The sequence below is a fragment of the Jannaschia donghaensis genome, assembly GCF_001403795.1.
GTDB classification, from domain to species: Bacteria; Pseudomonadota; Alphaproteobacteria; order Rhodobacterales; family Rhodobacteraceae; genus Jannaschia; species Jannaschia donghaensis.
The window spans coordinates 259067-271101 of the sequence record NZ_CXSU01000011.1; the positions used below are offsets into that span (position 1 = coordinate 259067).

Below are 12035 nucleotides of genomic sequence, written 5' to 3' on the forward strand. Positions count from 1 at the left end.
ATCCGGAGCTGTCATCTCGAAACGATCTAAGGCCCCACGGGGCCTTTTTTCATGTCCCGCGCTTGCCTGTCCGGCGAAATTCGCGAAGGTCCGCGCATGGACCCGCGCGCGATAATCTATGGCCTGCTGTTCGCGCTTATGTGGTCGTCGGCCTTTACCTCCGCCCGCATCATCGTGGCCGAAGCCCCCCCGATCCTGTCGCTGTCCCTGCGGTTCGCCATATCCGGCGTGCTGGGCGTCGCCATCGCTTATGCCATCGGACAACGCATGACGCTGACACGGGGCCAGTGGCGGGCCGTCGTGATCTTCGGGATCTGCCAGAACGCGCTGTATCTGGGTCTGAACTTCGTCGCGATGCAGTGGATCGAAGCCTCCCTCGCCGCGATCATCGCATCCTGCCTGCCGCTTTTGGTGGCCTTGGCCAACTGGGTGATCTTTTCGGAGCGGACGAAACTGCTTGGCGTCGCGGGCCTTCTGGCGGGCACCGTCGGGGTCCTGCTGATCATGGGCACCCGGTTGCAGGGCGGGGCAGACATCACCGGGATCGCGCTGTGCCTGCTGGCGGTCGTGGCCCTGACGGTCGCCACCCTATCGGTGCGCGGCGCATCTGGCGGCGGCAACCTGTTGATGGTCGTGGGGCTTCAGATGCTGGTCGGGGCCGCAACGCTCCTGCCGGTCGGACTGGCGCTCGAAACTTGGGACGTCATTTGGACGACGCGCCTGATCGCCGCCCTGGCCTATACCACGCTGATACCCGGCCTTGCCGCGACGTGGATCTGGTTCCTGCTGGTCGCCCGCATCGGCGCGACCCCGGCGGCGACGTTCCACTTCCTCAACCCGTTCTTCGGCGTGGTGATTGCCTGGGCGCTCTTGGGGGAACGCTTGGGGCCGCTCGACGTCGTGGGCGTTCTGATCGTCACATTCGGCATCTTGGCCGTGCAGCTGAGCCGTCTGCGACGAACGTAGCTTCTTCGTTTCGGACGTATCCTCGCGGGTGGACGTCAGACGACCCCCACCCACTCAACCGATCCGACCGCCCGCATCGCCAACCTGCCCCCGGTGCAACAGGAAATGGTCCAGCACGACGCAGGCCATCATCGCTTCGGCCACGGGCACGGCGCGGATGCCGACGCAGGGGTCGTGGCGGCCCTTGGTGACGATGGTGGTGTCTTCGCCCGATTTCGTGATCGTGCGCCGTTCGGACAGGATGGACGACGTCGGCTTGACCGCGAAGCGGACCACGACATCCTGACCCGTGCTGATACCGCCCAGGATACCGCCCGCATGGTTCGACGAATAGACCGGGCCGTCCGGTCCCATTGAAATCTCGTCGGCATTGTCGCGCCCTGTCAGGCGGGCGGCGTTCATGCCCTCGCCGATTTCCACACCTTTCACGGCGTTGATCGACATCATCGCGGCCGCCAGATCGGTGTCCAGCTTGCCATAGACCGGCGCACCCAGCCCGACGGGCAAGCCGCGCGCAACGCATTCGATGACGGCCCCGACGGAATTATGGTCGTCCTTGCGCAGCCAATCCAGATGGTCCGCAAACTCGCCCGCCGCCATGGGATCGGGGCACCAGAAATCGTTCCGCCCGATTTCGTCCCAGTCGAACCGCGACCGGTCGATCGTCAGCTCACCCATCTGCACCATATAGCCGGTCACCTGAACCGACGGCGCCAACAGGCCCAGCGCCGACCGCGCGACCCCGCCCGCCGCGACCCGCGACGCCGTTTCCCGCGCCGACGACCGGCCACCGCCGCGATAGTCGCGGATGCCGTATTTCTGCCAATAGGTGATGTCGGCGTGACCCGGGCGGAATTTCTCGACGATGTCGCCGTAATCCTTGGACCGCTGGTCGGTGTTGCGGATCATCAGCTGGATGGGCGTACCCGTGGAAACCCCCTCGAACACGCCGGACAGAATCTCGACTTCGTCCGCTTCCTTGCGCTGCGTGGTATGCTTGGACTGGCCCGGCTTGCGCTTGTCCAGCCAGTGCTGGATGTCCCCGGCCGCGACGGGCACGCCCGGCGGGCAGCCATCGACGGTGGCCCCCAGCGCGGGGCCATGGCTTTCGCCCCAGGTCGTGACGCGGAACAGGTGGCCGAAGGAATTCAGGGACATGAGACGCCTCTTGATTGCGCATCGGGCCTAGCGCAGCAGACGCGGCAAGGCAATCGACGCCCGGGTCAGTCCAGCGCGGTGATCCGGTGTCCGGCAGACCTCAGGCGATCGGCCAGATGTGCGATATGTGCCGGTCCGACCTCGCAGCAGCCGCCGATGATCGTGGCACCCAGATCGACCCATTGCGCTGCGAAATCGGCATAGACCTGCGGTGTAAGGTTGCGCGTCGTCAGCGACGCGACGGTCCCGCCCGGCGTCAGTGCCTCGACGGCCACGAATCCGTTCGCATAGGCCCCGAACCGCGTCCCGCTGCGCGCCAGGATCGGCATCGCCCGGGTGATCGCCTCGGGGGTGGAGCAGTTGAGGAAGATGCCGTCGGGCGCTTTGTCGGCAAGGATCGCAACAGCCTCTGTCAGATCTTCGCCAGACCGCAGGCGATCGGACATATCGTCGGCGATCGACAGGCCCAGATAGACCGGCACGTCCGTTTCCCGCGCGGCGTCGAGGGCTGCGCGCGCCTCGGTAATATTGGACATCGTCTCGATCAGGAAGACGTCGACGTGACCCGCCTGCGCCGCCACGATCCGGCGGTAATCGGCAAGCGACGCGTCATAACCCATCGCCGCGTCCGCGTGGAAACTGGCCACCAGCGGCGGCAGGCAGCCCGCGATCTGCACGCCTGTCCCGGTCGATCCCGCGCGGCGAATTGCGTCCTGCGCGATGCGGATCGCACTGGCCTGCGCGGCGTCGAACTGCGCCGCATCGCCATCGCGGGCCATGCGCGCGGGCGTCACGGCATAAGTGTTGAGCGTAATGACCCGCGATCCTGCGTCGATGAAGGCACGGTGAACGTCGGCGATCACATCCGGCGTGTCGAACATGACCTGCAGCGACCAGAGCGGGTGGCTAGGCTTGCCCGACCGCGCAATGATCTCCTGCCCATTTCCCCCGTCGAGAAGTGCGATGTCGGTCATAGTCGCCGCGTCCGTCCCATTACAATCGCGCCCGCGTCTGGATCGTTTCGCAGGCGGCGTCCATCTCAAACATTCGCCCGCAGGACCGCCCCGGCAGGATTTGAGGGGCGCGGCGTGCGTCAAGGGGCGACCGAAAAAACCCTGATCACGAAATCGGGAACGAAAGTCGTCGCTAGGTCGTTCGATAGGTACCTGCAAACAAAAAGGTCATTCAAATGAACCGCATTCACCTTACGCTTCTCATGACGACGGCACTCGTCGTTCCCTCGCTCTCCTCCGCGCAAACCGTCGAAACCGCCTGCAGCGATTTGGGCGAAGTGCTCATCGTCGGTCTGCCCGACGGAGCCGGCGATCAGGAAGAACTGACCAAGATCGTCAACGAAGGCGATGGTGAAGCCTGTCTGGTCGAGCTGACCCGCGTGGTCGAGATGACCGACACCGATGAGGCCACCGTTGCAGACACCGCGCAGACGACCGTCACCCTGCAGGACGAGGTGACCGTCGGCGGTCGCGTTCTTCTTGACCAGTCGCCCCCGCGCGTCGATGTCCAGGAAGGCACGACCGATGTGGAAATCGATCAGGGTGCCCCCACGGTCGACGTGGTCGAGAATGCCGGCGAGATTGTCGTGCGCCAAGCTCCCGCCACCATTACGGTGGACATGCCCGCCCCGACCATCCGGATCGAGCAGGCCGCCCCCGAAATCATCATCACCATGCCGGACCCCGATGTGACCGTCGGCAACGCGCAGCCCACCGTTCGCGTGGTTCAGGCCGATCCGGTCATTTCCGTGACCCAGGCCCCGCCGGGCGTCGAACTGGAGCTTTCGCGGATCGCGGAAGGTGAAGAAGGCGGTTTCGATATTTCCGATCAGCGGACCGGTCAGTCCTATCGCGCCGGCTCTGCCCCCGAAGAGATGACGACGGACGATGCCGAAGTCACCATCACCAAGGCCGAGCCCAACGTCATCATGACCGACCCTGCCGGCGAAGCGACCGTCAACATCGAGCGTGCGCAGCCCGATGTTCGCGTCGAGCAGGCCGAGCCGACCGTGAACTTCAACATGGCCGATCCGACCGTCGAATTCACGCAGTCGGGTGAAGCCACCGTCACGTTCGAGCAGGCGTCGATGGACGAGAACATGGACGCCGAGACGATGGCCGACTCCGATGATGCGACGGACGCCGCCGCAATGACGGATACCGACGCGATGGCCGAATCCGACGCCGAAGAGACCGACATGGCCGACGACACCATGACTCCGATGACCGACGAGGTGGACGCCGAAGCCGCCGAGACGGGCCTCGTGGTGACGGACGGCGACATGGACGCCACCGAGACTGCTGACACGGACGCACCGATGACGATGGCCGGCCCCGCGATCGAGCGTGATGGCTACACCCTTGCCACCCTCTCGGACACCGAGGCCGACACTCTGATCGGAACGAACCTCTATGGCATCAACGATGAGGACATCGGCGAAATCGGCGATCTCGTAATCGGAAGTGACGGGTCGATCGAGTCGGTTATTGTCGAAGTCGGCGGGTTCCTTGGTCTGGGCGAGAAAGACGTCCGCCTGCCCTTCGAGCGCCTGTCGATCCTGCGGTCCGAAGACGGTGACATCCGGTCGTACATCGACTCGACCGAAGAAGAGCTGGAGTCGATGCCCGAGAACTGATCTCGCCATCATCGACAGAGAGGGGCCGCCTGTTGAGGCGGCCCTTTTTCGTGTCGGCCGACCTCCTTCTTCCCAAAGCTTCGCGACCGACGGGGCTGGTGCCGGGCGTGGGCTTGTCATATCAAGTCAGCACCTCGGGGGGCCTGACAACAGGCTGAGATGCTTCAAAGCGACCCGTTGAACCTGAACCGGTTAAGACCGGCGGAGGGAAGGTGCGATGTCCGCGGGCATCCGATGCTCCTCACCCCCGTCCGTCGCCATGGGAGTGAAAGACATGCAACGCACCACCACCATCGCAGCGGGCCTGATCCTCATTTCGGCGGCTGCCACCGCGGAACCGCTGACGGTCTATGCCCCCGATTACTTCGGCAGCGAATGGGGCCCCGGCCCCGCGATCAAGACGGCCTTCGAAACGTCCTGCGATTGCGAGATCGAATACGTGACCGGCGACCTGTTGCCGCGCCTGCGGCTGGAGGGCGACCGCACGTCGGCGGACGTCGTGATCGGCCTGAACACCGACGACGCCGAACGCGCGCGCCAAACCGGTCTTTTCGCCCCGCATGGCGTCGATATCGACGGGCTGACCATGCCGGTCGACTGGACCGACGATACCTTCGTGCCGTTCAACTGGGGCCATACCGCCTTCGTCTACGACGCCACCAAGATGGACGCGCCCGAAAGCTTTGCCGCCCTGCTGGACGCCCCCGACGACCTGCGCATCGCGATCCAGGATCCGCGCACCTCCGTGTCCGGTCTGGCGCTGGCGTTATGGATCCATAACGTCTTCGGCGACGACGCAACCGACGCCTGGGCGCGGCTGGCCCCCAAGATCGTCACCGTGACGCGGGGCTGGTCCGAGGCCTATGGCATGTTCACCGAAGGAGAGGTGGATATGGTGCTCAGCTATACCACCTCTCCGGCGTATCACATCGTCGCGGAAGACGACGAAACGAAGAAGGCCGCGCTTTTTCCCGAAGGCCATTACGTGATGGTCGAGACCGTCGGACAAATCGCCGACACCGATCAGCCGGAGCTGGCACAGGCCTTCCTCGACTTCATCCTGACGGAAGACTTCCAGACGATCATTCCCGAAGGCAATTGGTCGATGCCGGCAAAGCTGGCCTTCGATAAACTGCCCGAGGCGTTCCAGACGCTGCCGCTGCCAGACAAGGCGTTGATCTACGCCGCGCCCGAAGCCGAAGCCCTGCGCGACACGGTCGTCGGCGAATTCCAGGCCGGCTTCGGGCGCTGACATCATGGGACCCCGCCTTGGAGTGATCGCGGCAGCGGTCGTGGCGGGTGCCCTTCTGCTGCCGTTGATCGCCGTCGCCTGGCGGGCGGAGGGCTGGTCCGGCATCGATGCACGCGACTGGGGGGCGCTGTGGTTCACGCTCTGGCAGTCCGTCGTGTCGGCCACAGTGTCGATCCTGTTGGCAATTCCGGTCGCACGCGCGCTGGCCCGGCGCGATTTTGTCGGACGGGGGGGCGTCGTCCTGCTGCTTGGGGCGCCCTTCATTCTGCCGGTGATCGTCGCCGTTCTGGGCCTTGTCGCCGTCTTCGGGCGGTCCGGGCTGGTGAATGGGGCGCTCGACTCGCTCGGGCTTGGGCCGGTGTCGATCTATGGCTGGCAGGGCGTGATCCTTGCCCATGTCTTTTTCAACATGCCGCTGGCAACCCGCCTGATCCTACAGGGCTGGCACGCCATTCCGGGGGAACGACTGCGGCTGGCGGCATCGCTGGGCTTCACGGCCACAGATACGTTCCGCCGCTTGGAATGGCCGATGTTGCGCAGCGTGGTACCCGGCATCTTTCTGGTGATCTTCCTGATCTGCACGACATCTTTTGCCGTGGCGCTCGCCCTTGGCGGCGGGCCGGGAGCCACCACGGTGGAATTGGCCATCTATCAGGCGTTCCGCTTCGATTTCGACCTGTCGCGCGCCGCTCTTCTGGGCGCGATACAGCTTACGCTGGGGGCCACCGCCGCCCTGCTGTCGTTGCGCTTCGCGCTGCCGTCGGGGTTCGGGGCCGGGCAGGACCGGGCCGTTGCGCGCTGGGACAGCCGAACACCACTTCTACGCCTGCAGGACGCGGTCGCCATCGGGCTGGCCTGCGCATTCCTGCTGATCCCCGTGGGGCTGGTGCTGGCCGATGGTGTCTTCGCAGTGTTCGATCTGCCCGCCACGGTCTGGTGGGCGGCGTTTCGATCGTTGGTGATGGCGCTGATCGCGGCGGCCCTGACTACCACGATCGCCTTCCTGATGGCGCTGGCGGTCGTTGAAACCCGTCGGGGCGGCTGGATCGATCTTGTCGGATCGCTTTCGATCGCGGCGTCGCCGTTGGTCCTCGGGACCGGATTGTTCCTGATCCTGCTGCCCGTGGCGAACCCCGTCTCGCTGGCCCTGCCGGTCACGGTCTTCGTCAACGTGGTGCTGGCCCTGCCCTTCGCGCTGCGCGCCCTGATCCCGGCGATGCGGACCCTGATGGCGGACTACGGCCGGCTGTCCGCGTCGCTGGGTCTGTCCGGATGGGCGTGGACACGCCTTATCGCCTTGCCCCGCCTGCGCGGTCCGATCGGGTTCGCTGCCGGATTGACGGCGGCGCTGTCGGCCGGGGACCTGGGCGTGATCGCGCTGTTCGGCGCACCGGACCGGGCGACGCTGCCGCTGGTGCTTTATCAGCTGATGGGGTCGTACCGTATGGAGGAGGCAAAGGCCGCCGCCCTCATCCTCGTCGTGCTGTCTCTGGGCCTCTTTTGGCTGTTCGAACGTGGGGGACGCCGTGCTGACGCTTGAGGATATCATATTGGCCCAGGGCGATTTTACCCTGCGGGCCGAGGTCGATCTGCCTTCGGGTGGAATCACGGCGCTGATGGGGGCCAGCGGGTCGGGCAAATCGACTCTTTTGGCGGCGATCGCCGGATTTCTGCCCGTCGCATCCGGTCGAATGACCATCGCCGGAGTCGATGTGACCGACCTGCCCCCCGGTGACCGGCCGCTGTCGATCTTGTTTCAGGATCAGAACCTGTTTCCGCATCTGACAATCGCGCAGAATGTCGGACTTGGCCTGCGCCCGGACCTGCGGCTGACATCCGAACAGGGTACCGCCCGGGATGCGGTGCTGAATAAAGTGGGGCTTGCGGGGCTGGGCGGGCGGCGTCCGGCCGAAGTGTCCGGTGGACAGCAAAGCCGTGCGGCGCTGGCGCGCGCGTTGCTGCGTGGACGCCCCTGGTTGCTGCTGGACGAACCATTTTCGGCCCTCGGCCCGGCCCTGCGCCGCGAGATGCTGACGCTTCTGCGGGACACGGCGCGCGACGAGGGCCAGTCGGTCCTGATGGTGACCCACGCCCCGGAGGATGCGATCGCCGTGGCGGACCGGACCATCCTCATCTCGGACGGAGCGTTGGAGCCACCGATGGCGACGGTGGATCTTTTCGCCGATCCGACGCCGGCCCTTCGGGCGTATTTGGGGTGAACGAAAAAGACCCCGCACAAGATGCGGGGCCTTTCATGGCATTATGATCGGCCGATCAGTTGGTTGCTTCAGCGTCCTCGGCTTCGGCTTCGGCGTCCCCGAACTGCGCCAGGAAGGCGTAGAGGTTCAGGGCATCGTCCTCGGCGCGAACCTTATAGGACATCTTGCCGCGACCACTTTCGCCGCTGACTTCGCGCAGGTGACCGGTGGGGTCCATGACGTAGGGCACGAAGTTCGCCTCGTCGTAGATCATCCCGGCTTCGCCGGCGGCGATGATCAGGTCGGAATAGCGGAAATCCTCGACGGTGCCGGCGGTACGGCCGACGACGCCATAGAGGTTCGGGCCGGTCTTCGCGGCGCGACCCGCCAGAACTTCACCGTCGGCGTTTTCGACGACGTGGCAGGCCTGGCATTGGCGGAAAGCGGCTTCGCCTTCGGCGGCATCGCCGGTCGCGGCCAGATGGGCATCGGCAAAAGCAGGTGCGGACAACAAGGCCGTGGTGGCGAATGCGATGGCAAGTTTCATAGAGTTTCTCCCTGTACGTAGAACTGTCTGATTATCTAGACCCGGACAGCAGCACTGCAAGGCACTAAACTGCAACACAAATATATGCAGCCCTGCTTCACGTGTCGTTTCATGCCAATTCGCCCCGTCTTGGCCCTTGGTTTTATGACATAATACACTACCTTATTGCGTAACCGGCCCCGCGTGATGCGCCAAAAATCGTATCGCTGCATATTTGAAGGATCTCTGATGAGTATCCGCGACATCCGACTTCGTAACGATCTTCCGATGGAATCCGCGTCTGCGGGTCTGGCGGACGTCGTCATTTCCGTATCACGCGATGACCGCGTGATCGACGTACAATGGCAGGATGCGCGGGGGGCCGCGACGGGCCGCGACTGGATCGGCAGATCCCTGTTCGATCTGACGTCCCCAGCATCGCAGGCTCAGATCCTGCGCGCGCTTCGATCCTTGGGCGACCGGTCGCCGGCACCTTCGCGGGCGCAGATTTCGCTGTCGTCCGACACGGGTGCCGCGACCGTTCTTTCGGTTCTGGTTCAGCCGGCCGGCGACGGATACGAATTGATCGGTCTGGATCAAGGACCGATGATCGACGCAGTCGCACGGTCCGACAGGCTGCAAGCCGCGTTGGAAGCCGCCCATAACGAAGATCGCGACACCAGTGGGCTGCACCGTGCGGTAATGACGCATCTGCATGACGCGATCGTGGTCGTCGATGTCTCCACCGGGCGCATCCTCGACTTGAGCAAGCCCGCCGTGGGTCTGCTGGCCGTGGCCGCCGAAGGGCACGGGTCGCTCGCCTCCGGCACGGCGTTCACGCAATGTTTCGAAGGACGCCGCAGGACGGAATTCATCGAAAGTCTCTGTTCCGCCGCGACGGCCAACCGGACCGTGACGGCCGAATTGCGGGCGGGTCGCGGGCATGTCACGCTGAAACCGGACCTTGGCCGCATCGACGATGCCGTCGTCCTGATCTGCCATTTGTCCACCGACGAGGAAACGTCCGAGACGACCGAATTCGATGCCACGCTGGAGCGGAGCGTCGACGCCGTCGTCTGCCTGGACGAGCGGGGCCGGATCATTCGAACCAATCCGGCCTTTCTGCGAATGGTGTCCGCCGCGTCCCACAGCCTGGTCGAAGGGTGCAATATGATGACCCTGCTGCTGCGCGGGGCGATCGACATCAAGGCGATGACGGACCCCAAGCGCCCGGCGACCTTCTCCACCCATCTTGTCGGTCTGACGGGTCAGCGCACGACCGTCGAGATCACCACCGCCGATCTGCCGGGCGGCGGTCATGGCCTAATCCTGCGCGATGTCGGCCTCGCGGCGATTACGCGCGGTCCGGCCGAAGATTCCGCAGCCGAAAGCCAGACGCGCGCCGAGTCGGATGCGGCACGACAGGTCGGCACCGTTCCGCTGCGCGATATCGTGGCGGGCATGACGGATGTCATCGAACGCGAATGTGTCGAAACGGCGCTGACGCTGACGCGAAACAATCGCGTGGCGGCCGCTGAGATGCTGGGCCTCAGCCGACAAAGCCTCTATGTTAAGCTTCGCAAGTTTGGCTTGCTCGACAACAAGGGCGATCAGTAGGCCCTGCGCACGATATGGGATACCGATACGCCGATGACCTTCGACACCGTGACCCCGACGGGGCAGATCATGATCCCCGCCTGGGTCGATGGGACGCTGCGGCCCGTCGAAAAGCTGGAGGCCCATCAGCGTGGCCTGAAACACAAGGCGGTGTCGGTCTTCGTCATGTCGGGCGACCGCCTTTTGATCCAGAAGCGCGCGCAGGGAAAATACCACACGCCGGGCCTTTGGGCGAACACCTGCTGCACACATCCACATTGGGGCGAAGACGCTAGGGATTGCGCAATCCGCCGGTTGGATGACGAGCTGGGGATCACCGGCGTGTCCCTGACCCGGCGGGAACCGATCGAATACCGCGCCGATGTCGGCGGTGGCCTGATCGAGCATGAGGTTGCGGAGGTGTTCATCGGAATGACCGATCAGAGCCTGTCGATCACACCACGCCCCGACGAAGTCGAGACGACGCGGTGGGCCCCGATGGCGGACCTGATGCGCGAGATCGAGGAGACGCCGGACGGCTTCACACCCTGGATCCGCATCTATCTGCGAAATCATCACGCCCGCATCTTCGGGGGGGTGGAAACATCCTGAAAATTGAAGTGCCCGCATCGCACGAGACAGAGAACGACCAGACTGTCGATCGAATGATGCGGGCCCACAACCCAGACCCAAGGGCCGGGAAGATCCTGACGTTCACCAAGGCCCGATCGGGACGGTCCCACGGCTGCTGTCGGCGGATACTGTAAACGTATACGTACAAGTAGATACGTCAACCTGGATTTACAGTATGCGGTGGATTAATTTTCTTCACACCTGCGCTCAGCGCGAAAAAACCAATCGGGAGAAGGTATAATGAGCGAATTCCCAGGCTGGCACGGAACCACGATCATCGGTGTCAGAAAGAATGGACAGGTCGTTGTCGCAGGTGACGGTCAGGTCAGTCTTGGCCAGACGGTCATCAAGGGCACGGCCCGCAAGGTGCGCCGTCTGTCGCCGGGCGGCCATGACGTCGTCGCGGGGTTCGCAGGCTCGACGGCGGATGCCTTCACCCTACTGGAGCGGTTGGAGACCAAGCTGGAGGCAACGCCCGGTCAACTGGCCCGCGCCAGCGTCGAGCTTGCCAAGGACTGGCGCACTGACAAATACCTGCAGAAACTGGAGGCGATGCTGATCGTCACCGACGGTGCCGACCTGTTCGTCATCACCGGCGCCGGCGACGTGCTGGAACCTGAAAACGACGTCGCCGCCATCGGGTCGGGCGGCAATTTTGCCCTGGCCGCAGCCCGCGCGCTGATGGAGGGCGATCTGTCGGCGGAGGAGGTGGCCCGCAAGGCGATGTCCATCGCGGCAGAGATCTGTGTCTACACCAACGGAAACCTGACCGTGGAGTCCATCGACGCATGATCACGCGCGACGACCTTCGGGCCGCCGTTCAGGCGGGCCAATTGTCGGAGGCGCAGGCCGCCGGCCTGATCGGTCTGGCCGATGCGCGCCTGACCGCACGCGACGCCGCCGATACGCGGGATGAGCCGTTCGAGTTGTTCCGCGGCTTCAACGAGATCTTCATCGTCATCGGCCTGTCGATCCTGACGATGGGCTGGCTGGGCGTTTGGGCCCTGATCGCGGGCACTTCCAACGGGTTCGGGACGGTCTGGGCCGTCGCGGGCG

11 protein-coding genes, 1 pseudogene and 1 riboswitch are annotated in these 12035 nt (G+C 64.6%); of the genes and pseudogenes, 9 read left to right on the forward strand and 3 right to left on the reverse strand.

The genetic code is table 11. From position 1 onward, the window contains the following. Positions 1-96 precede the first annotated feature (96 nt). Positions 97-966 (forward strand): DMT family transporter, encoded by an 870-nt coding sequence (locus JDO7802_RS05745; protein WP_055083545.1) that lies wholly within the window; start codon positions 97-99, stop codon positions 964-966. A 54-nt stretch (positions 967-1020) separates the two neighbouring features. On the opposite strand, the gene aroC is transcribed toward JDO7802_RS05745, so the two are convergent. Both aroC and JDO7802_RS05755 read right to left on the reverse strand, forming a co-directional pair. After that, complete coding sequence (gene aroC, locus JDO7802_RS05750; RefSeq protein ID WP_055083552.1) at positions 1021-2124, reverse strand: chorismate synthase; 1104 nt, start codon at positions 2122-2124, stop codon at positions 1021-1023. Between the two features lie 65 nt (positions 2125-2189). Further along, positions 2190-3098, reverse strand: a complete 909-nt coding sequence (locus JDO7802_RS05755) for a homocysteine S-methyltransferase family protein (RefSeq protein ID WP_055083554.1) — start codon at positions 3096-3098, stop codon at positions 2190-2192. Between the two features lie 215 nt (positions 3099-3313). Here JDO7802_RS05755 and JDO7802_RS05760 point away from each other — a divergent pair, with 215 nt between their 5' ends. The 4 genes from JDO7802_RS05760 (at position 3314) to JDO7802_RS05775 (ending at position 8245) form a co-directional block, all read left to right on the forward strand. Continuing rightward, complete coding sequence (locus JDO7802_RS05760) at positions 3314-4774, forward strand: PRC-barrel domain-containing protein (protein WP_055083556.1); 1461 nt, start codon at positions 3314-3316, stop codon at positions 4772-4774. 125 nt (positions 4775-4899) lie between these two features. Next, a riboswitch (TPP riboswitch) is annotated at positions 4900-5001 on the forward strand. Positions 5002-5048: 47 nt separating this feature from the next. Beyond that, positions 5049-6026 (forward strand): thiamine ABC transporter substrate-binding protein, encoded by a 978-nt coding sequence (locus tag JDO7802_RS05765; RefSeq protein WP_055083558.1) that lies wholly within the window; start codon positions 5049-5051, stop codon positions 6024-6026. 4 nt (positions 6027-6030) lie between these two features. Further along, positions 6031-7566: a thiamine/thiamine pyrophosphate ABC transporter permease ThiP gene (locus JDO7802_RS05770; RefSeq protein WP_055083560.1), complete on the forward strand. Its 1536-nt coding sequence runs from the start codon at positions 6031-6033 to the stop codon at positions 7564-7566. Then, positions 7553-8245: a thiamine ABC transporter ATP-binding protein gene (locus JDO7802_RS05775; RefSeq protein WP_055084742.1), complete on the forward strand. Its 693-nt coding sequence runs from the start codon at positions 7553-7555 to the stop codon at positions 8243-8245. Before JDO7802_RS05770 ends, JDO7802_RS05775 begins: the two co-directional genes overlap by 14 nt. A gap of 55 nt (positions 8246-8300) precedes the next feature. Here the strand turns inward: JDO7802_RS05775 and JDO7802_RS05780 are convergent, their stop codons facing one another. Beyond that, positions 8301-8771 carry a c-type cytochrome gene (locus JDO7802_RS05780; RefSeq protein WP_055083561.1) on the reverse strand — a complete coding sequence of 157 codons (471 nt, stop codon included), beginning with the start codon at positions 8769-8771 and terminating at the stop codon, positions 8301-8303. A gap of 228 nt (positions 8772-8999) precedes the next feature. On the opposite strand from JDO7802_RS05780, the gene JDO7802_RS05785 reads away from it, so the two are divergent. The 4 genes and pseudogenes from JDO7802_RS05785 to JDO7802_RS18210 form a co-directional block, all read left to right on the forward strand. After that, positions 9000-10367, forward strand: coding sequence for a helix-turn-helix domain-containing protein (locus JDO7802_RS05785; RefSeq protein WP_055083563.1), 1368 nt, complete (start codon positions 9000-9002; stop codon positions 10365-10367). 33 nt (positions 10368-10400) lie between these two features. Continuing rightward, on the forward strand, positions 10401-10958 hold the full coding sequence (gene idi / locus JDO7802_RS05790; RefSeq protein ID WP_245624125.1) for an isopentenyl-diphosphate Delta-isomerase: 558 nt from the start codon (positions 10401-10403) through the stop codon (positions 10956-10958). Positions 10959-11219: 261 nt separating this feature from the next. Further along, a complete protein-coding gene (hslV, locus tag JDO7802_RS05795; RefSeq protein ID WP_055083565.1) occupies positions 11220-11771 on the forward strand; it encodes an ATP-dependent protease subunit HslV in 552 nt (183 codons plus the stop codon). After that, positions 11768-12035: pseudogene (locus JDO7802_RS18210) on the forward strand (hypothetical protein); the annotation flags it as partial. The gene hslV and the pseudogene JDO7802_RS18210, both read left to right, overlap by 4 nt.